The 22134-nt window shown below is 64.9% G+C and carries 24 protein-coding genes and 2 tRNA genes; 13 read left to right on the forward strand and 13 right to left on the reverse strand.

The features are described 5' to 3' along the window. The coding region (locus DBO86_RS26155) for a hypothetical protein (RefSeq protein ID WP_208630298.1) at window positions 1–193 on the forward strand (193 nt) is incomplete at its 5' end. 261 nt (window positions 194–454) lie between these two features. Here DBO86_RS26155 and DBO86_RS00140 read toward each other — a convergent pair. The 13 genes from DBO86_RS00140 to DBO86_RS00200 form a co-directional block, all read right to left on the reverse strand. Continuing rightward, entirely contained in the window at window positions 455–958 is a 504-nt protein-coding gene (locus DBO86_RS00140; RefSeq protein WP_108232656.1) for a hypothetical protein, read from the reverse strand. Beyond that, window positions 951–1103, reverse strand: a complete 153-nt coding sequence (locus tag DBO86_RS25950; protein ID WP_167399085.1) for a hypothetical protein — start codon at window positions 1101–1103, stop codon at window positions 951–953. Before DBO86_RS25950 ends, DBO86_RS00140 begins: the two co-directional genes overlap by 8 nt. Window positions 1104–1198: 95 nt before the next feature. Further along, complete coding sequence (locus tag DBO86_RS00145) at window positions 1199–4111, reverse strand: DUF927 domain-containing protein (protein ID WP_003460258.1); 2913 nt, start codon at window positions 4109–4111, stop codon at window positions 1199–1201. Further along, window positions 4108–4377, reverse strand: coding sequence for a DUF3077 domain-containing protein (locus DBO86_RS00150; RefSeq protein WP_003460259.1), 270 nt, complete (start codon window positions 4375–4377; stop codon window positions 4108–4110). Before DBO86_RS00150 ends, DBO86_RS00145 begins: the two co-directional genes overlap by 4 nt. Then, window positions 4374–4607 (reverse strand): hypothetical protein, encoded by a 234-nt coding sequence (locus tag DBO86_RS00155; RefSeq protein ID WP_003460260.1) that lies wholly within the window; start codon window positions 4605–4607, stop codon window positions 4374–4376. The genes DBO86_RS00150 and DBO86_RS00155 overlap by 4 nt, the downstream gene beginning before the upstream one ends. Next, window positions 4600–4857: a hypothetical protein gene (locus DBO86_RS00160; protein ID WP_039964605.1), complete on the reverse strand. Its 258-nt coding sequence runs from the start codon at window positions 4855–4857 to the stop codon at window positions 4600–4602. The genes DBO86_RS00155 and DBO86_RS00160 overlap by 8 nt, the downstream gene beginning before the upstream one ends. Window positions 4858–5242: 385 nt before the next feature. Next, window positions 5243–5584, reverse strand: coding sequence for a hypothetical protein (locus tag DBO86_RS00170; protein ID WP_003460262.1), 342 nt, complete (start codon window positions 5582–5584; stop codon window positions 5243–5245). After that, window positions 5581–5832, reverse strand: a complete 252-nt coding sequence (locus tag DBO86_RS00175) for a helix-turn-helix transcriptional regulator (protein WP_039964606.1) — start codon at window positions 5830–5832, stop codon at window positions 5581–5583. Before DBO86_RS00175 ends, DBO86_RS00170 begins: the two co-directional genes overlap by 4 nt. A 128-nt stretch (window positions 5833–5960) precedes the next feature. Next, window positions 5961–6797, reverse strand: a complete 837-nt coding sequence (locus DBO86_RS00180; protein WP_146173168.1) for a hypothetical protein — start codon at window positions 6795–6797, stop codon at window positions 5961–5963. A gap of 257 nt (window positions 6798–7054) precedes the next feature. Next, complete coding sequence (locus tag DBO86_RS00185; protein WP_003460265.1) at window positions 7055–8377, reverse strand: tyrosine-type recombinase/integrase; 1323 nt, start codon at window positions 8375–8377, stop codon at window positions 7055–7057. 162 nt (window positions 8378–8539) lie between these two features. Beyond that, window positions 8540–8626: transfer RNA gene (locus DBO86_RS00190), tRNA-Leu, on the reverse strand. Between the two features lie 122 nt (window positions 8627–8748). Continuing rightward, window positions 8749–8822: transfer RNA gene (locus DBO86_RS00195), tRNA-Cys, on the reverse strand. 404 nt (window positions 8823–9226) lie between these two features. Continuing rightward, complete coding sequence (locus DBO86_RS00200; protein ID WP_060433553.1) at window positions 9227–9625, reverse strand: hypothetical protein; 399 nt, start codon at window positions 9623–9625, stop codon at window positions 9227–9229. A 27-nt stretch (window positions 9626–9652) separates the two neighbouring features. Here DBO86_RS00200 and DBO86_RS00205 point away from each other — a divergent pair, with 27 nt between their 5' ends. The 12 genes from DBO86_RS00205 (at window position 9653) to DBO86_RS00260 (ending at window position 21903) form a co-directional block, all read left to right on the forward strand. Then, entirely contained in the window at window positions 9653–10399 is a 747-nt protein-coding gene (locus tag DBO86_RS00205) for a hypothetical protein (protein ID WP_094226393.1), read from the forward strand. 118 nt (window positions 10400–10517) lie between these two features. Continuing rightward, window positions 10518–10730, forward strand: a complete 213-nt coding sequence (locus DBO86_RS00210) for an AlpA family transcriptional regulator (protein ID WP_033448903.1) — start codon at window positions 10518–10520, stop codon at window positions 10728–10730. Between the two features lie 42 nt (window positions 10731–10772). Then, entirely contained in the window at window positions 10773–11648 is an 876-nt protein-coding gene (locus tag DBO86_RS00215) for a ParA family protein (RefSeq protein WP_108232658.1), read from the forward strand. Then, entirely contained in the window at window positions 11632–11880 is a 249-nt protein-coding gene (locus DBO86_RS00220) for a hypothetical protein (RefSeq protein ID WP_021264254.1), read from the forward strand. The genes DBO86_RS00215 and DBO86_RS00220 overlap by 17 nt, the downstream gene beginning before the upstream one ends. Next, window positions 11873–13507: a ParB family protein gene (locus tag DBO86_RS00225; RefSeq protein WP_108232659.1), complete on the forward strand. Its 1635-nt coding sequence runs from the start codon at window positions 11873–11875 to the stop codon at window positions 13505–13507. Before DBO86_RS00220 ends, DBO86_RS00225 begins: the two co-directional genes overlap by 8 nt. 15 nt (window positions 13508–13522) lie before the next feature. Next, window positions 13523–14083, forward strand: a complete 561-nt coding sequence (locus DBO86_RS00230) for a DUF2857 domain-containing protein (protein WP_108232660.1) — start codon at window positions 13523–13525, stop codon at window positions 14081–14083. Window positions 14084–14086: 3 nt separating this feature from the next. Continuing rightward, window positions 14087–15337, forward strand: coding sequence for an STY4528 family pathogenicity island replication protein (locus DBO86_RS00235; RefSeq protein ID WP_108232661.1), 1251 nt, complete (start codon window positions 14087–14089; stop codon window positions 15335–15337). A gap of 316 nt (window positions 15338–15653) precedes the next feature. After that, the gene (locus DBO86_RS00240) at window positions 15654–16433 is read left to right on the forward strand and encodes a PFL_4669 family integrating conjugative element protein (protein WP_094226360.1); all 780 of its coding nucleotides are present in this window, start codon (window positions 15654–15656) and stop codon (window positions 16431–16433) included. Continuing rightward, the gene (locus tag DBO86_RS00245) at window positions 16430–16957 is read left to right on the forward strand and encodes a DUF3158 family protein (protein WP_094226359.1); all 528 of its coding nucleotides are present in this window, start codon (window positions 16430–16432) and stop codon (window positions 16955–16957) included. Before DBO86_RS00240 ends, DBO86_RS00245 begins: the two co-directional genes overlap by 4 nt. Before the next feature lie 73 nt (window positions 16958–17030). After that, a complete protein-coding gene (locus DBO86_RS00250; protein ID WP_094226358.1) occupies window positions 17031–17471 on the forward strand; it encodes a single-stranded DNA-binding protein in 441 nt (146 codons plus the stop codon). A gap of 275 nt (window positions 17472–17746) precedes the next feature. Next, complete coding sequence (locus tag DBO86_RS00255) at window positions 17747–19759, forward strand: DNA topoisomerase III (protein WP_094226357.1); 2013 nt, start codon at window positions 17747–17749, stop codon at window positions 19757–19759. Between the two features lie 527 nt (window positions 19760–20286). Next, window positions 20287–21903, forward strand: a complete 1617-nt coding sequence (locus DBO86_RS00260) for a DNA cytosine methyltransferase (protein WP_094226356.1) — start codon at window positions 20287–20289, stop codon at window positions 21901–21903. Window positions 21904–22134: the final 231 nt, after the last annotated feature.

A 22134-nucleotide genomic window follows, 5' to 3' on the forward strand; every position in this document is an offset into this window, starting at 1 on the left:
CCCGCATGGTGGCGCTAAAGCTCACCGGCTGAAAGCCGGTGGTTTTAACCTTTCGATGGAAAATAAAAAGCCGCTGGCGTTGGTTACACCAGCGGCGAATAACAAGCGGACAGCGCTGGGGCTAACCGGCTTGACGTTGCGCCAGCTCCAGCCGTTTGACCTCATCCATTGCCCAGGACTCGAAAGTGGTTAACTGTGAGGCCTCGACAGGCTTGGCCAGCGGGTAGCAGTTAACCTCATACGCGCGCCCCGGATACTGCTTTGTGAGCACGTCTCTTGCCCAGTTCGCGTTTGCCTCGGTGGATAGCGGGCGCACCATCGCATGGCTTGCCCCCTCGCTCACTGCGGCCCAGCATACGGCCTGCCATATCACCGGCAGGCCCTGTACGGTCTTAAAGCCATTACGCAGTTGACGTGAGACAGCGGCGCGATATGGGGTACTCATGCCGGCCACTCAGAGACCCTGCGGCTGGGCGTTGGCACGGCCAGCCAACTCCACCAGGTCATGCCGGCCCAGGCGCACACGGCTCCCACCTGACGAGAAGAACGGGATATTGAGGTCATTGGTCTCATGGTAGCCACCGTCACTCAGCAACTGCACAAGCGGAGCGCCGTACCTCGCCAACAGGTCAAGAGCGGCGTCATTCCACGCAGCCATGGCCAGCGCGGCCTTGGCACCTTGCACACGGGCTAGAGCCTTAGCTGCCCTATTCTCGGCCTGCTCCATTTCAGCAGTGAGCATTTCCGCCTTGTTACGCAAAGCATCCATTAATCCAGCGTCATCAGCTACAGCCTGCCGGGCAGTGGTGAGGGCACGCCGCGCATCAACTAGGCGAACTTCCAAAGCCTGAATAGCCTTATCCGGCGAACCATTTGCGAGTGCCTCGGCAATCTCCCGTGCAATCTGGCCTTCAGATTGGGCGGCTTTATCAATGGCGGCGGCGCCATTCTCACTCAAAGCAGTGAGCCGGGGGGGCAACCGCCTGCAACTGCTTGGCAACTTGTGCCACCTCAGAGTCGGCAACCTGCTGAGACTGCAGAGCATCGGCCAACGCGGCCTTGAGGGATTGATAAACGTCTTCCGAAGTCTTGGTATGAGTCATCTCGTTAAATCTCCAATTCGATATAGGGTCTGTTCGTTCACGGGCGGGCCAGGCCCGAAGGCGGCCGGCACTCTCCTGCATGCGGCAGCCCTGGCTTATGCGGCCTCGGTTGCTGCGTCTTCGGAGAACAGCGCGGCATTGCTCACCACATAGGTACGCGTGCTGCCCATGCCGGGCAACGCCGTAACCTGTGCGGCTTTGCCATCCTTGCCGGGCAGCAAAATCCCACGTGCGACCAGCTCCCTGTTCACGTTGCGGGCGTTCATGCCCTTGAACACCTCATTGCTCCAGGCAGTCGTCAGGAAGTAGTAAGTCTTGGTGGTGTAGAGAATATCTCCATAGCCGTGGCTGTCCGTGCGCTGGAAGCCGAGACGGTCAACCGTGCGCGGGCTGTGGTCGTCGACCTTGGCGGCGACGCTCTCCCAGCGGGTAAACCGGCTTTCGCCATAGCGCTCGATGGTCAGGCGCAGGCGCTGCACAATGGCGTCGCCTTCTAGGTTGCCAGCCCCGCCCCGCTCAGCGAGCCAGGCGCCCAGGCACACCCTGGCCGCGTGTGTGGCCGTGCCATCCGGCCAGCCCGTGACGCCCAGCGACGTGGCCAGTTCGCCGGCTGCAGCAGCCAGGCCAAAGCGCGCCGCAGCTCGCTGGGCCTGGCCGCTCGCGTCAGCCGGCAACGCCTCGGCAGTGAAGCGCTCCACCGTACTGCGCACCACGGCCGCATAGCCGCGCAGCTTGCCCGGCTCGCAGAGGGCCGACAGGAAGGCCAGAGCCGGCGTGCCGTAGAACTTGCCTGCCCGGGCCTTGAGTGCATCCGACAGCGCGGCAGCATCCTCGAAGCCATGCAGCACCTCGAACAGCCCGAGACCCTTGCCAGCGTCTGCAGGTACGGCCAGCAGCCGAACCTCCATCCCTGCTTTCAGTTCCTTGTGTGCCTCGGCCATGTGCTGCGCTAGCGTCTTCTCCCCGGTGGAAAGGAACAGCAAACGCCACTCATGCACCTGTCGACCGGCCTGTCCTCGATCATTGGCGCGAGCCTTGCCGGTGCCATTGCCAAGCATGTAGACCATCTCGCCGATAATGCGTGGCTCTGACTGGCCAATTTCGTCCAGGATCAACAGCGCATCAGACAGAGCGGCGGCAATGCTCTCCATCGCGTTGTCCGTCGCCCGCCACGGCATTACCAATCGGGGGCCACCCCACACCGAGGCAGCTACCTGCAAGTGCGTGGTCTTGCCGCCCGAGCTGTCGCCATAGAGGTGGAAGCCACCCGACTCGGCGCCCAACAGATGCAGCAGCGGGCCGGCGAAGGCCACGCACACCACGAACGCCAGCCGGTTGTTACCGACGCAAAGCGCGCCAACCTGCTGCCGCCATTGTTCCAGGGTGCCGGCCTGGCTGATCGGCGGGAGGCGTGCGCCGGCTTCGTAGAAGTGCAGGTGCTCTACGCTCTGCCCTATCTGGCGATCCGGCAGCAGGTAGGCATCGCCATGCCAGCCCAGGCGCGTGACCAGCCGAGCCCGCTCGGCACTGTCATAGCCCTGCAGGTAGCTCTGCAGGTCGTTGCGTGAATTGCGGGCGGTACGCACGGGAGCCAGGCGCAAGCCTGCGTCAACCAGTGGAGCGACCACCTCCTTTCCGAAGTCGCCAGCCATGGCACGGGCTGGGATGTTAAGCCGCTTCTTGTCGCCGTCCGGGTCGTCGAACTCCACCAGCAGACCCCAGCTCCCGCCGTTACCGTCTCGAGTGCGCGCCTTAATTTCCAGCCATGAACACACCGGCCGCGCCTCGCCATCCTCGCCGGCATAGAACACGCCATCGGCTGTGACGCGAAAGCCCGCCGGCAGGGGCGCGGGCTTCTCGGTTGGTGCCGGTTTGCTGCTGGCACTCCCCTTGGTGCTGGGCTTGCCGCCCTTACCTTTACTGGCAGGCGCTGCAGCCGGCGCCAGGGCGAACAGTTCCCCGGTGCGTTCCAGCTCGGCCAGGTGCGCCGCCGTCCAGCCCTTGGCCACTGCATCGGCGGCGTCGTCACCCTCGGCCCATTCGCCACCAGGGGCGAAGGTGGGCCGGTCGCCATCGAGGCCAGGGCGCTGGCTGAACACCGTCAGCGCTACCGAGCGCACGGAGGCCGCGCCAAGCTGGCGCAGGTGCTCGGCCAGGGCATCCATGCACTTGAGGCCCGGCGCGTCGTTGTCCGGCCACAGCAGCACATGGCGACCGGCCACCGGGCCGAAGTCGGCTTTCTGCCAAGAGTTGGTGCCGTTGGGCCAGCAGGTAACGACGTAGCCCGGCAGCAGCTCGGCGGCAGCGTCTGCCGCTTTCTCGCCTTCGCACAGCACCACCGGGGCAGCCGCTCGGGTGGCCAGCTCATCGAGGCGCAGCAGCGGGCGCGGCTCGGGCAACACCTGCCAACGCCAGGACAGCGAGCCATTGCCCGAGTGCTTGCACCAGGTCAGTGGGGCGAACACCTTGCGCGGCGTGCCGCTTTCATCCGGCCCCAGGTCGAAGCGATACAGCACCATCAACGGTTGGCCATCGGCGGCACGGTAGATCCACACCTTCGACGGCTTGCCGTGCTGGCGGTGCGTCTGCAGCACCTTGCGCATGGCTTCATCAGGAATTGGCAGCACCGGCACCCACTCGGGCGCCTTGGGCTTGTTGCTGGCCGGCGCGCTGGCGCTGACAGTGCCTGGCGTAACACCCAGGAAGTCCGCCAGCTTGTTGCAAGCGTCCACCTCGCTGCCGCCGTCCAGGTAGCGCACCAGGTCTATCAGGTCGCCGCCCTTGTCGCCGGTAGCAAAGTCGCTCCAAGTGCCCTTGGCCAGGCTCACCTTGAGCGAGCCAGCGCGCTTGTCGGCCCGCGTTGGGTTGGGTGCGGTGTATTCCTTGCCACCGTCCACCCGCTTGCCACCGGGCAACCAGTGCGACAGCACCCGGTCGATGGCCTGCAGGGCGGCGCGCTTCACCTCGGCAAAGGTGGGGTACTTCTTGTGCTCTCGGGCGTCAGTCATTGGCCGCCCTCCGCGTCAAACACCCCGCCGGCACTGGCATCTACCAATGCCTTGGCCATCTCGGCCAGGTACTGGATAGCGAAAATATCACCGCCCCGGTTTGCCTCATCGCCAATCTGTACCGCCAGGTTCTCCACGCAGGCGAGTAGGTTGGATGCCTGCTCCAAGGCATCAGCGACCGGCATGCCTGCTTTAACGGCGAACAGCATGCCGGCGGGGAAGCGGCTGAACTCCTGAGGCTGGGTCAGAATGCGGCGGCGCTTCATTTCGCACCCCCTTTCATTTTCTCGGCCTGCGCGTACAGCTCGAAGCCAGTCACGCGCACATAGTTTCCCAGCGCCATGACAGCCTGTTGCAAGCCGTTAACGTCATCGGCGTGCAGCTCGCTTTCATTCAAGAGCCGACCGATTGCCTCCAAGCCCATGCCGGCCGAGGTAAGGCCATCGGCACGCTGACTCAATTGATCCAACTCCCAACGCGAATCGAGGTTATCCATGGCTCACCTCCTTGGCCTTGAGGGCAGCTGCAATCTCTTCGCAGGCATCGGCCCAGGCGTCGCCCTCCAAGCTCTCCAGCCAATCGCAGGCATTGGCTTGTGCTTCAAGAGAGCGCTGGATGGCGCGGTGGTGGTTGTAGCGGTTGAGCCGAACGGCAAGGGAGGAAGTGCTACGCAGTGCAGCAAGGGCCATTGCCCGGTGAGCGGCGGCGCGTGCTTTGGACGGATTGAGGGCGTGCGGGTGCTTCATGGGTGGTGCTCCTTTTGCTTGGTAGGAGCTGCCACGTACCGTCGCCAAACGGATAAGGGTGGCAGCCGTGCGCAGGTTGGCGAACCGGGGCAAAAGGAACCCGGCAGACCCGAAGGTCTCCCACGCACGGCCGCCATAACACGGCATTGCGGGCACAAAAAAAGCGCCTGCAATGGGGTCTATGGCGCCTGTGCGCCTTTTGCTGATCGGGTCGCCAAACCCGGCCGCTGGATTGACAGCGACGGGCGCAGAGTAGCGCGGCCGATTGGCTCGCGCAAGGTTCAAGAGCGAGCGCATTGCTTGCGCGACACTCGGCCAAGGCATAGATTGATCGAACACAGTGCGTCACCTCTAACGCCCTCGGCTGCCACCGGGGGCGTTTTCATTAGTGAATCGTGGTAGTCGGGCGCTGCAGATGCAGCCAGGCCAGGTGCTGGCCTTGCGTGGCATTGCGGTGCATCTGCTGCAGCGCCTCTGGATTGGCCATCAGGTTGGGGATGAGCTGCGCAGCGTCCTTGATCACCACGCCGGCCGGCACCTCGACAGCGAGCAATGCCCACTCGAAGGTTGGCCAGAGCAACAGCAGCACATGCGCACCGTCTGCCAGGGCTCGGTCACGCAAAGTACAGAGACGGCTGCGCCCCTGTCGGGCAGTCTCGGGCAGCGCGGCGGCGCCCAGTTCGTCGATGGCATCAAGGGCCGTGTGCGGCAGGAATATCGGCGTCATGCGGCAGCCTTCCCACGCGCAGCGATGCGAGCCAGCACCCACTGATTAACCTCACCAAGAACCCATGCCACAGGCGCGCCACGGGCGGTGCTATCGCTCAGCTTTACCGGCTGGGGAAAGCCGCTCTCAGGTTGGCGCAGCAGCTTGTAGATGGTGGGGCGCGCCAAGCCGACAATGGCCACCACCTCATTGATACGAATCAGGGTGGTGGACGGGTCACGGGGGATGGCGCCGGCTGTCGCATCCATTGCAGAAGCAGGGCGACTGCCAGCAGAGAGCGCGGCAGGTTTTCGGGTCGGGTGATCCATGGGTAGCCTCCTGTAAATTGGTTCAGGCAGGAGGCTATTGGCGCGCGATTGACAGGGCGAAGCTGGCTTTACTTTTTCTTCGCGGGTGAACTGTGTAGGCCGTAGCGCTTGAGAATGGCGTTCATCGCCGGCTTGCTCAGAGATTTTCCGGTGCCCCGTAGCAGCCATCCACGCAACTTGCTGCTCAGGTTATGTAGCTTCGTGCCGGTTCTAATCAGCTCTAGCGCCTTGAGCCGGATTGCCTCATCGCGGGCATCTGTTCCGTCAAGCTGTCGCCGCCCTTCGACCAGCAAGCCGCCTACCGGCTGATACCCTTCAATCCTTCGATAGCCGCTGGCAGAGCGCGTAGCTATCAGCGCTGCAGCGTCAGCAAGGTCGGCTATCTCAAAACAGGCATCTATCTCGCCGGCCGACAGCCCTGACGGATTAGGCGCCGTGTAACCATGCACCGCGCAGTCACGCACCGCGCCTACAGAGTCGAGAAAGACTTTATGCCACTCCCAGTCATCCGCGCCGCCCCGCTCGCCCGCCAGGATCGGCAGCAGCGCCTGCAGAGCGTGCGCAGCGCATGCCAGCACGTACGCCGATATGGCCTCCATATCGCCGGCTTGCTCATAACCGGCAGCCCGCCTTACCTCACCGGGTAACACGCGCCCGCCGTAGCCTTCTGCCATCTGGTCAATTGCGTCATTGCGAGTGTAAGCAGCCTCGGCTAAGCGCCTGGCATGCGCGCCGTCCAGCCAAGGCCTGCAAGCCTCCACAATCGACAGGATGGAGCTGATTCGCGCTTCGCAATCGTCAAAGCGCCGGTAGTCAGCCAAGCGCGCCCGCACACCCTCAACTGGGTTTTCGACTGGTTCCAGATAACTGCCAACAAGAATCTTCCACCCTATGCGGTCATCCAATCATCACCCCCCAGGCCCCGAAGTCGGCGACCATACCCGCGCTGGTTTGCTCATGCCGCAGCAGGCCAACAGGCAGGAACGGGGCCGTATCGTGTCGGACGAGGCATTACACCGATGGTGTAAATTACACGTGGTGTACGCACTCCCCGTGCCTTGTGTAATTTCTCTGAAAGCCACGCCACGCAAGGCTTTCAGAGCTTTCATTACACCTGTTACACCGATTACACCGGATTTTTGAGGGGTACGGGTTCGCATACTCAAACCACCTTGCCGAAGTTGACCGGCACCACGTTAGCGGCGCCCTCCCCTCGGTGAGCAAAATCATAGGGGGTGACGTGCTGCTGCCTGTTGGCATCGAGGTAGTCAGCCCACCACTGCACCATAAGCCGACGCTCCTCAAGGTGTTCAGCCTTGTGGATATAGGCGGCCCGCACCGTGTTGCGTTCTTGGTGGCTCATCTGCCGCTCTACCGCCTCGCGCGTCCACAGCCCTGACTCCACCAGGGCAGAACAGGCCATTGCCCGAAAGCCATGCCCGCATACCTCTGCCTTGGTGTCGTAACCCATGCGGCGTAGGGCAGCATTCACGGTGTTCTCACTCATGGGCTTGTGGTGGTAGTGGTCGCCAGGGAACACCAGCTCATAACGGCTGGACAGCATATGAACCTGCCCGAGCAACCCCAGCGCCTGGCGGCTCAGCGGCACCAGGTGCGGCGTGCGCATCTTGGCCCCTCGGCTGGAGTGCTTGACGCCCTCGATAACCTCACGCTCACCCGGGATCGTCCAGAGGCTGGCTTGCATGTCGATCTCCCGCCACCGAGCAAAGCGCAGCTCGCTGGAGCGGATGAACACCTGCAGGGTGAGTGCCACGGCCAGCTTGGTCAGTGCGCGGCCGTTGTAGGTGTCGATCCGCTCCAGCAACTCGGGCAGCCGCTCCAGTGCGAGCGCCGGTCGGTGCTGCGCCTTGCGGGTCGCCGTAGCGCCCACCAGGTCACTCGCTGGGTTGGTTTCGATAAGCCCATGCTGGACGGCGTAGCGCATTACCCCAGTGGTGTACTGACGCAAACGGCCGGCCAGCTCCAGGGTATCGCGCTGCTCTGCCGCCTTGAGCGGTGCCAGCAGGTCACGCACCTTGAGGCTTGCCACCGCCCGGCTACCGAGCGCCGGGAACAGGTGCTGTTCGATGCGGCGCAGCACCTTGGCGGCATGATCCGGCGACCACTTGCGGGCACCGGCCGCATGCCAGTCCAATGCTACGGCCTTGAAGGTGTTGGTCTGCTCGGCCTGGGCGGTCGCCCTCGCCTGCTGTTCGTGCTCAATGGGATCAACACCTTCGGCCAGCAGCTCAAGGGCTGCAGCACGGCGACCACGCGCAGACTTTAGACCGAGGGCTGGGTAGTTGCCGAAGGTGGCCAATCCGGCGCGGCCATCAGGACGGGTGAACTTGAAGCGCCACACCTTGGAGCCATTGCGCTTCACAAGCAGGAACAACCCTTGACCATCAAACAGGGTGTAGTCCTTTTCCCGAGCCTTGGCGGCCTCGCATTTGGCGTCTGAAAGTGGGGTAACGGTACGCGCCATAGGTATATGCCTCCCTTGCCGAACCGGCGTATACCTAAACGTATACCCATTTTAGGTATATGCCTAGAGACAAGAGTAGACAGCCATAAACAACAAAACCGGCCAAGAGTGCCGGTTTAGATGGGTTTCGTAGACTTATAGAGACTGCTAGAAACAGATGAATGGTGCCCGAAGCCGGACTCGAACCGGCACGCCATTACTGGCGAGAGATTTTAAGTCTCCTGCGTCTACCGATTTCGCCATTCGGGCGGTAGCGCTGTGCAAAGGACCGGACTATATACAGCCCTCCCCGTCCTCGCAAGGTATGCCAAAGCACATCAGGGGTAATGAAAAAGGCCTCGTAAATCATGGATCTACGAGGCCTTTTAAATTGGAGGCTGAGGTCGGAATCGAACCGGCGTTCACGGATTTGCAATCCGGTGCATAACCACTCTGCAACTCAGCCATGAAGCAAACGAACCGCCTTGGCGACTCGTGTAAAGCTGGAGCGGGAAACGAGACGTTTACTAGGCGCGTAAGTCGTTGTTTCCCGAACACTTTCTTCGCCGAGGTGGCCAGCGAAGACCTAGATTGTAGCCTAGTTTTTCACCCCCGCCAACAAGATCGTCCAAAGAGTTCCACTGGCGTCCATAGACCCGCACTCAGCACACCGGCCCCACACTCGTCACAACGTCGTCAGCGACGGTCTCGAACTGGCGCCTGTCCCTGCTCTCGGCACCCGCACCACTACCGCGATGACGTCCAGGCCGATTCTCTCGGTGCTGGCTCAGTTCGGATGTCAGCTACGAGCCGCATGCGCCGCGCATTGCGTAGCTCGTCCGCGCAAGTCGTGCGGGAAGAACGCACACCCTAGCCGTGGCGCGTCAGCGCGCGATTCTTTGTCGCTATATCAGGATGCTGGACAAGCATGACAGGCTGGGGTTTCACCGCGTCCTTGTGGACGTCGGGTAGCGATTGCGAGCCCTTCGCGCCTCGTGAAACCGCTGGCATATCAGGCCATACCCAAACGGTTTTGCGAAGATCGCCGCTACTTATGACGCTGCTACTGTGCGCGTCGCTTTCGAGCCTGCCAGCGAAGGCTCGACCATCTTGCGACTCACTGGATTCTTGCATATCGAGCACACGACGGCTACCTGCAACACAAGCCGGTGAGAAGTACTCAGGCCCCATGACGAAGCGGACCTCGGGACCCGCTTCATGCACAGACAACACGCCGACCTTCAGGTTGGCACCAAAGGAGTCGGCCATGTAGTTCTCCTGGAAGGAGATGGGAGCATGAACAACAATGCACCAACATCAAAGGTGTTCTACCGCCCGATCGAAGCCTCCATACGCTGGGCCGGGCTGCTGCGATTCGAGCACGTCATCCTGGCCTCGATCTCGTCGCCGAGAGACCTGCCACAGTCGTTGGACTGCCCGCGCTGGGGCGAGTTACGGCTGTACACCGAACGCATCTACGACGGCATCCTCAATGGGGAACTGCCCTTCGGGCAGAACGGCATCACGACACGCGATACCGCACTGATCGACGCCCCTGATCTGACCGTGCGCCATGTCGATCTGAAGCGCTGGATGCACCAGCACTATCCCGAGCAGCGGCCCGCCTTTCTCTTCTCCCACAGCGAGCGCATCGCCCATCCCTTCATCTCGCTGGAGACCGGGCAAGCCATGCTGGTCGAAAGGCTGGCCCTCAAATCCGCCTTGGAGCAGTCCAAGCGTCAGCTTCGCGAGTTGCAGGAAAAGCACGACGCGCTGCTCAAGCAGTCCTCGGTGATCCCCGCATGCGCGCAATGCTCGATCAGCGACCGGGCCGAGACCACCTACCTGAACATCATCGGGGGCATGCTGGAGTTGATACTCGGCCAGTCGCCCTCGGGCACGCCGTACTCCAGCTTCAAGACGCAGGAGGCCGTGGTCAGCGCATTGGTCGCCCATCACCACGGCGTCATGGGGATCGCGGAGCGGACATTGAACGGCAAGTTCGCCACAGCCAAGCGCCGGCTGCATAGCGCCATCCTCTGAGATTTTCCAGCTTGTTTAGGCAGCCGCGGAGATTGCATTGGCAATGTCTTTCCGCAGCCGCGTCTATTGAATAGAGGTCACGCCAACAAACGCCACTGAGCGTTCAGGAGTGACCGCCATGTCGCCAACACCTGCACTGCCGCCCAACGAGCGCCGCATCCTGCGCCTGGAAGAAGTCGAAGCGAAGTCCGGCTTCAAGCGTGCCCACCTCTACAACCTGATGCGCGCCGGCAAGTTCCCCAAGGCGCTGCGCCTGGGCGTGCGCGCCGTCGGCTGGGATTCCATCGAAATCGACCAGTGGATCGCCGAGCGCGTCAACAACCGGGCCTGACCCGTTCTCCCACGGACTTCCCATCCTCACCCGGAGAACGCCATGCAGGTTGTATCCATTGTCTCGACCAAAGGGGGCGTCGGTAAAACGACCACGGCCGCCAACCTGGGCGGGCTAGCCGCCGATGCGGGACTGCGCGTGCTGCTGCTCGATCTCGACGTGCAGCCCACCTTGTCCTCTTACTACGAGCTGGCCCACCGCGCGCCCGGTGGCATCTATGAATTGCTGGCCTTCAACGAGCGTGACCTCGGCCAGCTCGTGTCCCGCACGATCATCACAGGCCTGGACCTGGTGCTGTCCAACGACCATCGGGGCGAGCTGAACACCTTGCTGCTGCACGCGCCGGATGGGCGCCTGCGGCTGCGGCACCTGCTGCCGGTCCTGGCTCCCCTCTATGACCTGGTGCTGATCGACACCCAGGGCGCGCGCAGCGTGACCTTGGAGATGGCAGTACTGGCCTCCGACTTGGCGCTGTCGCCTGTCACCCCGGAAATCCTCGCCGCCCGAGAGCTGCGGCGCGGCACCATGCGGTTGCTGGAGGACATCGCGCCGTACCGGCACCTCGGCATCGAACCACCGCCGCTGCACCTCCTCATCAACCGCGTCCACCCGGTGTCAGCAAACGCCCGACTGATTCAGCAGGCCTTGCGCGACCTATTCCAGGACCACACCGGCATCCGCGTGCTGGCCACCGACGTGCCGGCCATCGAAGCCTATCCGCGCGCCGCGACGCGCGGCCTGCCGGTGCATCGGGTCGAGTACCGCCAGCCACCGGGCAGAGTCGCCCCCGCCGCGCTCGACACCATGCGCGGCCTCGCTGGCGAACTGTTCCCGCAATGGCAGCACCGATTTGCCACGGTGTCCGGCCGCCCGCCATTCCCTCTTGATACCGGGAGGTCCCATGGCGAACGCACATGAACTGGCCCGAGGCCACAAACGGCTGCGCGCCCTGATCGAGTTCGCTGTCGGTGAAGGCTGGCACGTCAAGCGCACGCCGGGCGGCCACCTCAAATTCACCAAGGCAGGCTGCGCCGCGATCTACACCAGTTCGACGGCCAGTGACCACCGGGCCGCCCTCAACGCCCGCGCGCAGATCCGCCGCGCCGAGCGCGAGGCCGGGTCCCCAGCGCAGGGAGGCCGCCATGGCTGAGATGACCTCCCAGCAGATGGCCGGCAAGCTGCTCGCGGCCGGATTCGAGCGCAGCGGCCCGTCCACCTCGGCCTTGAGCGACCCGATCGCCGACACGCCCATGGTCGTGACCCTGGACCAGTTGCGCCCCTACGACCACGATCCCAGGAAGAAGCGCAACCCGGCCTACGAGGACATCAAGGCGTCCATCCGTGAGCGCGGCCTGGACGCGGCACCGGCCATCACCCGGCGCCCGGGCGAGGACCACTACATCATCCGCAACGGCGGCAACACGCGCCTGGCGATCCTGCGCGAACTGTGGTCGGAGACCAAGGACGAGCAGTTCTTCCGCATATCGTGCCTGTTCCGTCCGTGGCCCAGCCGCGGCGAAGTCGTGATGCTGACCGGCCACCTGGCCGAGAACGAACTGCGCGGGGGCCTGACGTTCATCGAGCGCGCCCTCGGCGTCGAGAAGGCGCGCGAGTTCTACGAGCAGGAAAGCGGCGCCGCGCTGAGCCAGTCCGAGCTGGCCCGCCGCCTCGCCGCCGATGGCTTCCCGGTCCAGCAGTCGCACATCAGCCGGATGAACGACGCGGTGCGCTACCTGCTGCCGGCGATCCCGACCGTGCTCTATGGTGGGCTCGGCCGCCACCAGGTCGAGCGCCTGTCGGTCATGCGCAAGGCCTGCATGCTCGCGTGGGAGCGCTACGCCAAGGGCCGCATGCTGGTACAGGACTTCGACGACTTCTTTCAGGAGGTGCTGTCGCAGTTCGACACGCAGGCCGACGAGTTCGCCCCCCAGCGCGTGCAGGACGAGCTGATCGGCCAGATGTCCGAGCTGCTCGGCATCGACTACGACGTGCTGGCGCTCGACCTCACCGAATCCGAAAGCCGCCATCGCGCCCTGGTCAGCGATCCGACCCCGCCATCGGCGCCGCCCGCGCTGCCTGAGCCTGGCACCATGGCACGCCCGCCCGCCGCATCAGCCCCATCAGCCCCGACGCCGGCGGTCACGCCTGGGTCGCGCGACCGCGAGGCCGGCTCGGGGACGGACGGCTCGCCCGCAGGAAGCCCTGTGGCGGCTCCTGGTGATCTGCTGCAGGGGCACATCGTTTCGCCTGCACCGACGACGGAGCGGCTGCAATCCATTCAGCGGATGGTCGCCGACGAGCTGGGGGATGCGCTGCCCGATTTCTCGGCCAATGTCTTGCAGTCCATTCCCGTCCAGGCAGGCGGTCTCTACCCGATTTCCGACGTCTGGCACATCGACGCGGGCCTGGACACGCCCGACCGCCTGCGCATCCACATCGCGCAGTTCGCACGCGAGATCGCGGGCGAGGCAGGACTCGATCAGTGCATCGAGGAACGCGCGGACGGTGTTGGCTTCGCATGCCATGCCAGCGCGCAGCCCCCATCACCGCAGGGCCGCGCCGTGCTGGCATTGCTGGCGAGCCTGGCAGGCCAGGGCTTCACCGATGCCGATCTGGACGGCGGGCAGCTTGCCGCCGAGCTGCCGGCGCTGCTGCACGGCCAAGGCGATGCGACACACCGCTTGAGCGACACCGCGCTGGTCAAGCTGTTCCGATTGCTGCGCCTGGCCCGGCGCCTGCTGGACCTGGAATCCGGTGCCGCAGGCCCTGGGGCATAAAGGAAGGAGACCCGCATGTCCGCCCCGCACCCGCTCAATCAGGCCGTCATCGCCCAGGCGCTCTACGACCTGCGCAACGGCCAACTGCGCCGCTGCAAGGCGATGGGCTTCAGCGAGGCCGAGTTGGATGCGCTCAAGCATCCCGCCATGGTGAGCGTGCTGGCCAACGCCAATGTCTCGTGGTGTTCCGTGTCCGTAAACCGTGAGGTGCTCCGGCGTCTGCTTTCGCAGGCGCAGGACGTGGAGAAGGAAATAGCGACCGTCGATCGCATGTTGCGCCTGGGGGCCAGCACGGAGATGGTCAGCCGCTTCTATGGCCTGACCCATCAGGAAGTCGCCCTGCGCCGTGAGGTGCTGGGCCTGCCCAAGCGCAAGGGGCGTCACCCTGTCCTGGACGAGAAACAGGACGTCGAACTGTGGCGGCGCTGGAAAGCCATCACCAGCAGCAGGAATGTGGACCCGGAGGACGAGACCTCGATTCTCGACGCGGCCATGGACCTCGCCGAAGGCATGGATTTGCCGCTGTCGGTGGTCTGGGCCGCGATCAAGTCGTGGGTCGATCAGGGATTGGGTTGAGCCATGGCCGTGGACGACACCGCACCACGCCATGGCCCCGTCGCACTCGCTGACCTGTTCGACGCGGCGCTGAAAGACCTTGCGCCCAGGCCCAGCCCGCCCACAACCATACCTGCGCCGTCACCTGCGACACCGGCCGCATCCGGCGATGCGTTCCTCTTCAGCGGCAACCGGCATGAGACCGTACCGCGGCGGCTGTTCCTCGATCGCCGCCTGACGCCGCTGGAGCGCAACGCCTGGCAGGTGTTCCGGCTGATGCTCAACGACGACGGCGTGACCGCATTCCCCACCTATGAGCAGTTGCGGCCCTGGCTGGCCTCGATGCCCTGCGCCGGGCAGGCCTCGCACGAAACCGTGGCGCGAGCCCTGACGCTGCTGCGGCTGACCCGATGGCTGAGCCTGGTGCGGCGACGGCGCGACGCCAAGACCGGCCGCATCCTCGGCAACCTCTATGTCCTGCACGACGAGCCGCTGACCCCCTTTGAAGCGATGCAGCTCGACCCGGACTACCTGCAACTGGTCAGCCAGGCGCTCGGCCATTCGGCCAAAGCCGTGCAGATCGTGGGCCTGCACACCCTCAAGGAAATCGGCGAAGACCCGATGCTGGCCGGGCGCACCCTGCCGTCGAGGCTGCAAGTCTTGGCCGAGCGCCTCGCCAGCCAGGGCGTCGGGGCGCACGAAGGTTATCCACAGGAGGATGCCACACACGAATCCGAAGAAGGGCCGACGAGCCTTCTTCGGAATCGTGATGACCCCACTTCGGAATCCGAAGCAGGGTCGAAACCCGCGCCAAACGCCTCTCTTCGGAATCCGAAGCAGGCCCGTACAGTACGTAGTAGTCGTATTAATGAAGTACGTACTACCGCGCATGCACAGGCGCAGGCGCGCGCGCTGGGCGACCTGCAATGGCCCAAACGCTTCGCGGAACTGAAGGCAGAGCAGCAGACAGGTGCGCGGGTGGCATTGCAGCAGGTCGATGCCGCGCTGAGGCAGGCCGTGCTGGACGAATGGGCCACGCGATGCAGCAGCCACGGCATCCGCAATCCTGCGGGGTATCTGTTCGGCATCATCCAGCGGGCCATCCATGGCGAGTTCAACGCCTGGGCCAAGAAAGACGCGCCATCGGCACACGCTCCGCCGAACGAGCGGCCACCACCAGCACCGCCAACATCCCAGCCGCAGGGCAAGCCGGTGCCACCAGAAGTCGCCAGGCAGCACATCGAGCGGCTGCGCAACCTGCTCGCCAGCAAGTGAGCGGACCTGCAAGGCGGTGAAGTGGATGCCGGTGGCTTCCAGTAGAGCTATCCCCTGGGGATAGTTCCACTGACGGCTACGACGTCGAACCGCTGCACGCCAGGCCTAGATCGCCAGCCGCGGGATCGGCCTTGTCCACGCTGATCTGGGCGTGCAGCGTTCCTTGGCGCTCCATGGCGCTATCCCCAGGGGATAGCTCGCGACGCATTCGACCGCCGCGCCCTGAACCGGGGACGGGCGGGTTTCGGTTTGTTGACTGACTGCCTTCCGCCACCTGCCGAAGCTGTCCGCTCTTTTCCAACAACGAGCGGACACCATGGCAACCACCAACGAACCCCTGCAACTGAATCTCGGCTCCTTGCGCAGCGCGATGTCGCTGACGCTGCACACGCATCACGCCTCGCGCATCTGGCACGGCCGCGCCGCCGCCGAGGGGCGACCGGGCATCGTCGGCCTGAATGGCTACATCGCCCAGATGAACAAGATGCGGCGCGGCTCGGAGCAGGACGACCCATACAGCGACTTCTGGATGCTGCGCATCGAGGACAAGCTCGACCAGACGAAGGCCACGCTGCAATCGCTGCGCGAGCAGGTGGACCAGGCCCTGGCGAGCGTGCCGCCTGCACTCACCCTGGGCGAAAACCTCAACGTCCAGCCCGTCAAGCTGCCGCTGTTCGTCAATGCGCAGTTGGGCTTTGCCGCGGTGTATCTGCTTGCCGACTACGACGACATCGCCCGCAAGCTGATCCTCGCGCACCACACCGCGCTGATCGATCGCTCGACACTCGAACGCTGGCTCAACGAAGGCGCACATGCGCTGCGCAGTCTTTTCAGCCTGGCCCAGCAGTACCGCTACTCGGGCTGCACCCGCGATGACTTCGCCGCCAAGAATGCCGCAGCACGGGCGGCGCTGGAGAAGTTCGGCGAACTGCCGCAGGACGTGCTGGAAGGCACGCGCCGCTCGAAGTTCGCGCCGCCCATCGTGCGCCGTGGCCTGCAGCAGCGCGGCGACGGTCCTGCCGCAGCCGCATCCCCCAGCGACGAGGCCGCCGCCGAGGCCCCCGAAGCGACGGCCGGAGAGGACTCGCAGGCATGAGCGCCCCGAACCGCGACACCCGCTACTTCCGCCCCCTGCAACAGACCGCCTTCATGCGGCTGGAACACGCAGGCTCTCAAAAAGGCCTTTTAAGGCCTTTTAAGGGTAAAGGGGACTTGGAGGCCTGGGCCAGCCAGTGCTTCGCCATGCGCGACGAGTTGATTGGCTTGGCGCAGCGACAGGTGCTGCAACAGGCCGTCGGGCATCCCTTCCACCTGCTGCCCATCGAGTTGGCCCAACAAACCACTGGCGCAGGCACGGCGTTTCTTCGCTGGCGCAAGCACGACCGCTCGGCCATGGGCGTCACCTTGTGGCAAGAGCTGATGGAGAGCACCAGCACGCCGGTCAACCTGCTGGCCGACCTGCACGCGATCGAGCTTCAGCGCATCACGCTGAACATGCAGATCAGCCTGTTGCACACCTTGGGCAGGCAGGCCCAGGAGTGCGCCAGCAAGGCCGCCGAGGCGGAAGACGCCTACCTGCGCCGGCTCAAGTCCACGCCACCCGCCATGCGTGATCGGTGATCGCGCAGGGCATCCCAGCACGCGCCCGCCGCCGACCCGGTGCGGGTATCTCAACCACCACGGAGATTGCAACATGAGCACCTTCTTTTCGGGCGAGGGCAACATCGGATCACCCCCCGAATTCCATGAATATCCCAATGGCAACGAGGAACCCCGTCGGGTGCTGCGCCTCAATGTGTATTTCGACAACCCGGTTCCCGGCAAGAACAACACCTACGAAGACCGCGGTGGCTTCTGGCGGCCAATCGACTGGTGGCACCGCGATGCCGAGCACTTCGCCACCCTCTTTCAGAAGGGAATGCGGATCACCGTACAGGGACGCGAGGAACGTGACGACTGGACCGATGACGAGGGCAACCCGCGTACAACTTATCGGATCAATGCGCGCAGTGTCGGCATCCTGCCGTACCGCATCGAGTCCGTGACGCTTAGCCCGAAGCCGCAGGAGACCGAGCCCAAGGCCCAAGCCGCCGAGGAGCCGGCCGCACCGAAAGAGTCCAAGCGCAGGAAGTGAAGCGGCATGGAGGGCGGCCGAGGTCTTCGTCGCCCTCCTTGAGCCGCAAACTATCCCCAGGGGATAGCTCCATCAACGTCCACCGACTTCCACGCGCTCCCAAAAATCGCGGCTCCCGGCCCGCACACCCCCGGCCGCACGCCACTTCCGTCCTCACCATTCCATCCCGTGAAAGTGGCCGCCACCGCATGCGGCTTGTTTGCTGCTGCCCCTGGTGGTGCTCGGCATCCTCGATTCCAGCAACTCAATGAACCACGGAATTCGGATGGACGGACATGCGGCTGTTTTTGTGCGAGAAGCCCTCCCAGGGCAAAGACATTGGCCGGATTCTCGGCGCGACTCAGCGCGGTGAAGGCTGTCTCAGCGGCTCCGGCGTCACCGTTACCTGGTGCATCGGCCATCTCGTAGAAGCGGCAGCTCCCGAGGTCTATGACGCGGCGCTCAAACGCTGGTCGCTTGAGCAGTTGCCCATCATTCCCCAGCAGTGGCGGGTCGATGTCAAACTGAAGACCGCCACGCAATTCAAGGTCGTCAAGGCGCTTCTGGCGAAGGCGACCCATCTGGTCATCGCCACCGATGCCGACCGTGAGGGCGAGCTGATCGCCCGCGAGATCATCGACCTGTGCGGCTACCGCGGCCCCATCGAGCGGCTGTGGCTGTCGGCGCTCAACGATGCGTCGATCCGCACCGCGCTCGGCAAGTTGCGGCCGTCCTCCGACACGCTGCCGATGTACTACTCGGCGCTTGCGCGCTCACGCGCCGACTGGCTCGTGGGCATGAACCTCAGCCGGTTGTTCACGGTGCTGGGCCGGCAGGCGGGCTACGACGGCGTGCTATCCGTCGGGCGCGTCCAGACGCCGACCTTGAAGCTGGTCGTGGACCGCGACCGCGAAATCGCGGCCTTCAAGTCGGTGCCGTTCTGGGCCATCGACGTATCCCTGTCCGCAGGTGGACAGGCTTTCAGCGCGCAGTGGGTTCCGCCAGATGGCTGCACCGACGATGCCGGCCGCTGCCTGCAGCAGCCCATCGCCCAGCAGGCCGCGCAGCAGATCCGCGCTGCGAGCAGCGCCCAGGTCGTGTCAGTCGAGACCGAGCGCGTGCGCGAAGGTCCGCCGCTGCTGTTCGACCTGGGAACGCTTCAGGAGGTTTGTTCCAAGCAGCTTGGGCTGGATGTGCAGGAGACGCTGGAGATCGCCCAGGCCCTGTATGAGACCCATAAAGCCACCACGTACCCGCGTTCCGATTCGGGCTACCTGCCCGAAAGCATGTTCGCCGAGGTGCCGACTGTTCTGGACAGCCTGCTCAAGACCGACCCCTCGCTGCGCCCGATCATGGGCCAGCTCGACCGCTCCCAGCGCTCGCGCGCCTGGAACGACGGGAAAGTGACGGCGCACCACGGCATCATTCCCACCTTGGAACCCGCGAACCTCTCGGCCATGAGCGAGAAGGAACTGGCGGTGTACCGGCTGATCCGCGCGCACTACCTGGCGCAGTTCCTCCCTCACCACGAGTTCGACCGCACGACCGCCGAGCTGTCCTGCGGCCAGCAGAAGCTGGTGGCCACCGGAAAGCAGGTGGCCGCCCAGGGTTGGCGCCTGGTGCTGGCCGAGCCGCAAGCGGACGAGGACGGGGAAACCACCGCGCGCAGCCAGGTACTCCCCGCGCTGCGCCAGGGCATGGCGTGCCAGGTGGCCGAGGCCGAGATCAAGGCGCTCAAGACGATGCCGCCCAAGCCCTACACGCAAGGCGAACTGGTCAAATCCATGAAGGGGGTCGCCAAGCTGGTGACAGACCCGCGCCTGAAGCAGAAGCTCAAGGATACGGTCGGCATCGGCACCGAGGCGACACGGGCCAACATCATCAGCGGGCTGATCACCCGCGGCTACATCGTGAAGAAGGGGCGCTCCATTCGCGCATCGGATGCGGCGTTCACCTTGATCGATGCCGTACCCGCGGCGATTGCCGACCCCGGAACCACCGCCGTGTGGGAGCAGGCGCTCGACATGATCGAGGCCGGACAGCTCACCCTGGACGTGTTCATCGCCAAGCAGGCGAATTGGATCTCGCAGTTGATTGCGCAGTACGGCAGCACCTCGCTGTCCATCAAGGTTCCCCAGGGACCCGCTTGCCCGCAGTGCGGCGCACCCACGCGCCAGCGCACCGGAAAGACCGGCCCCTTCTGGTCGTGCAGTCGCTACCCCGACTGCAAAGGCACGCTGCCGGTCGAATCCGGCACGTCCAAGCGCGGTGCCTCGCGCCCGCGCACTAGCGGCCGCAAGGGCTCCTGACCGACCCCGCTCCCCGAGAGCCGTGCCCGCCATCGGCGGCATGGCCCATGTCCCGCATGCCCTGCGGGACGCCCAGCGCGCAACGCCTTCTCTTGTCCGTGTGCGCGTCCCGCCCGGCCGTCCCCGGCCGCGGGACCTGAAGGCAGCTTCTCCGCGAACCATGTCCGGATTTCCCGGCGCGTTCTGCTGATCCGCTTTTTTCCGCCTCTGCGAAGGGTCCCCCGATGGCTTGCCAGCCCGCGAGCCACCCGGAGACCCTTCGTGGTCAGCGGTATTCGATGCCGTGCCCAACGGCGAAAAAATGGGCTCCTTTTGTGCGCGGATGTGCGCCAGAAGATGCCGGCGCCAACCACGACATGCGCCGGGTGCGATTGCTGACAGCAGACGGTTCTAGCGACGACCGGGCCTGCCAATCAGCCCACGGGTGGTTCCGTCCTCCCGAGCCGAAGGCCGCAAGGCCTTCGGCGCCTTTCTCCTGCCGATCAATGTCCCGGCCCGCCCTGGGCCACACGAACAGGAGACCCGACATGAACCCGCAACCTCGCACCCCACGCGGTGCGCCCCAGGCCGCGCCACTGCTGTACGGCAGCGTGTGCAGCGGCATCGAGGCCGCAAGCCTCGCCTGGCAACCCCTCGGCCTCGAAGCCGCATGGTTCGCCGAGATCGAGCCGTTCCCGAGCGCCGTGCTCGCCCACCGCTATCCCCGCGTGCCCAACCTGGGCGACATGACCGCGATCGCCGGCCAGGTGCGCGCCGGCACCGTGCCGGCACCCGACATCCTGGTCGGCGGCACGCCGTGCCAGTCGTTCAGCGTTGCAGGTAGCCGTCGTGGGCTGGACGACCCGCGCGGAGCCCTTTCCCTTGCCTATGTGGAGCTTGCCAATGCCATCGACCAAACCCGCCAACAAGACCGCCGCCCGGCGGCCACGCTCGTCTGGGAAAACGTCCCCGGCGTCCTCAACGACCGCAGCAATGCCTTCGGGCATTTCCTGGGGGCACTGGCCGGAGAAAGCCGTGCGCTCCAGCCGCCAGGGGAAAAATGGGCGCACGCTGGTTGTGTGTCTGGACCCCGCCGCCGCATCGCCTGGCGCGTGCTCGACGCTCAATATTTCGGTGTCGCGCAACGCCGCAAGCGCGTGTTTCTTGTGGCAAGTGGTGGAGATGACTTCGATCCCGCAGAAGTACTTTTTGAGCGCGACGGCCTGCGCGGGGATTCTTGTGCGGGCTGCGCGCCGTGGCAAGAAGCTGCCCGCGCTGTTGGATCGGGTGCTGACGCAGCAGGCGCATGCGCAGGACTTGCAGGATTCGCAGGACTGAAGCAGCCCTACGGCAAGGTCACGACGACGTTCGGATTCAGCGGCGGCATTGGCCCCGTCGATGTGGCGGCATGCCTGATGGCCGCTGGGCCCAAGCACGACATCCGCACCGAGACGTTCATGGTGCAGTCGGTCGCCGGCAGCATCGCCCACACCCTCGACACCGCCAACAACGGCAAGGGCAGCAGCGAGGACGGCACCGGCAAGGGCGTTCCGATCATCGCCTTCACCGCGCAGGGCAGCGGCGCGGATGCCACGCTCGACCTGACGCCGACGCTGCGCGCTGGCGGCCATCGCAACAGCCATGCGAACGCCGGGGTCGTGCCCGCCATCGCGTTCGCGCAGAACAACCGCGGTGAAGTGCGCTTCGAGTCGGGCCATGGCCAGGTCGCTTGCACCGTCCTGTCCAACGGCAAGCCGGGCTACGGCGTGCCGATGGTGGCCTGCGTGTCTCTGCGCGGCCGCGAGCAGGGTCTTGCCGCCGAGCTGGCCGGCAGCGTAGCGGGCGCACTGCGCACCAGCGGCGGCGGCGCGGACAAGCCCCATGTCCTGGCTCCCGACTTCGAGGCGCATTTCCGCTACGACTGGAACGACCCTTGCCCCGGCGACTGGTCGCACTGGCGGGTGCGGCGGCTGATGCCCGTAGAGTGCGAGCGGCTGCAAGGCATGCCCGACGACTACACGCTGATCCCGTACCGCGGCAAGCCCGCCGCGGATGCGCCGCGCTACAAAGCAATCGGCAACTCCATGGCCGTCCCGTGCATGGCATGGCTGGGGCAGCGGCTCGTGCAGTGCCTGCACAAGGCGGGCTCGACCGTTTCGGATTGATCTGCGACGCAGCCTGCGGGCCGCGCCATTCTCCCTCCTGCATTGCCGACGTATCGGCAGCAGCCCGCAGCCAGGGTGTCAAGGCTGCCGCGAGTTTCACCCGCGCCACCCACCAGTTCGCTTCGGCATCTCACCGGCGAACGCTGCCCACCGGGGCATCGATGCCTCTCTTCTCCAACCCACGGGATGGCCGCCACGTCCCGTCGGGGGCATGTCGCCACCCGGTCGATT

Source organism: Ectopseudomonas oleovorans, from assembly GCF_003052605.1.
Taxonomy (GTDB): domain Bacteria; phylum Pseudomonadota; class Gammaproteobacteria; order Pseudomonadales; family Pseudomonadaceae; genus Aquipseudomonas; species Aquipseudomonas oleovorans_A.

Excerpts from the sequence above, each read along its gene's own strand:
- DBO86_RS00240 (WP_094226360.1), top strand. The coding sequence starts at position 15,654 with ATGGCAACCACCAACGAACCCCTGCAACTGAATCTCGGCTCCTTGCGC.
- DBO86_RS00245 (WP_094226359.1), top strand. The coding sequence starts at position 16,430 with ATGAGCGCCCCGAACCGCGACACCCGCTACTTCCGCCCCCTGCAACAG.
- DBO86_RS00185 (WP_003460265.1), bottom strand. The coding sequence starts at position 8,377 with ATGGCGCGTACCGTTACCCCACTTTCAGACGCCAAATGCGAGGCCGCC.
- DBO86_RS00255 (WP_094226357.1), top strand. The coding sequence starts at position 17,747 with ATGCGGCTGTTTTTGTGCGAGAAGCCCTCCCAGGGCAAAGACATTGGC.
- DBO86_RS00160 (WP_039964605.1), bottom strand. The coding sequence starts at position 4,857 with ATGAAGCACCCGCACGCCCTCAATCCGTCCAAAGCACGCGCCGCCGCT.
- DBO86_RS00155 (WP_003460260.1), bottom strand. The coding sequence starts at position 4,607 with ATGGATAACCTCGATTCGCGTTGGGAGTTGGATCAATTGAGTCAGCGT.
- DBO86_RS00230 (WP_108232660.1), top strand. The coding sequence starts at position 13,523 with ATGTCCGCCCCGCACCCGCTCAATCAGGCCGTCATCGCCCAGGCGCTC.
- DBO86_RS00210 (WP_033448903.1), top strand. The coding sequence starts at position 10,518 with ATGTCGCCAACACCTGCACTGCCGCCCAACGAGCGCCGCATCCTGCGC.
- DBO86_RS00170 (WP_003460262.1), bottom strand. The coding sequence starts at position 5,584 with ATGACGCCGATATTCCTGCCGCACACGGCCCTTGATGCCATCGACGAA.
- DBO86_RS25950 (WP_167399085.1), bottom strand. The coding sequence starts at position 1,103 with ATGACTCATACCAAGACTTCGGAAGACGTTTATCAATCCCTCAAGGCC.
- DBO86_RS00145 (WP_003460258.1), bottom strand. The coding sequence starts at position 4,111 with ATGACTGACGCCCGAGAGCACAAGAAGTACCCCACCTTTGCCGAGGTG.
- DBO86_RS00225 (WP_108232659.1), top strand. The coding sequence starts at position 11,873 with ATGGCTGAGATGACCTCCCAGCAGATGGCCGGCAAGCTGCTCGCGGCC.
- DBO86_RS00250 (WP_094226358.1), top strand. The coding sequence starts at position 17,031 with ATGAGCACCTTCTTTTCGGGCGAGGGCAACATCGGATCACCCCCCGAA.
- DBO86_RS00150 (WP_003460259.1), bottom strand. The coding sequence starts at position 4,377 with ATGAAGCGCCGCCGCATTCTGACCCAGCCTCAGGAGTTCAGCCGCTTC.
- DBO86_RS00215 (WP_108232658.1), top strand. The coding sequence starts at position 10,773 with ATGCAGGTTGTATCCATTGTCTCGACCAAAGGGGGCGTCGGTAAAACG.
- DBO86_RS00235 (WP_108232661.1), top strand. The coding sequence starts at position 14,087 with ATGGCCGTGGACGACACCGCACCACGCCATGGCCCCGTCGCACTCGCT.
- DBO86_RS00200 (WP_060433553.1), bottom strand. The coding sequence starts at position 9,625 with ATGGCCGACTCCTTTGGTGCCAACCTGAAGGTCGGCGTGTTGTCTGTG.
- DBO86_RS00260 (WP_094226356.1), top strand. The coding sequence starts at position 20,287 with ATGAACCCGCAACCTCGCACCCCACGCGGTGCGCCCCAGGCCGCGCCA.
- DBO86_RS00220 (WP_021264254.1), top strand. The coding sequence starts at position 11,632 with ATGGCGAACGCACATGAACTGGCCCGAGGCCACAAACGGCTGCGCGCC.
- DBO86_RS00175 (WP_039964606.1), bottom strand. The coding sequence starts at position 5,832 with ATGGATGCGACAGCCGGCGCCATCCCCCGTGACCCGTCCACCACCCTG.
- DBO86_RS00205 (WP_094226393.1), top strand. The coding sequence starts at position 9,653 with ATGAACAACAATGCACCAACATCAAAGGTGTTCTACCGCCCGATCGAA.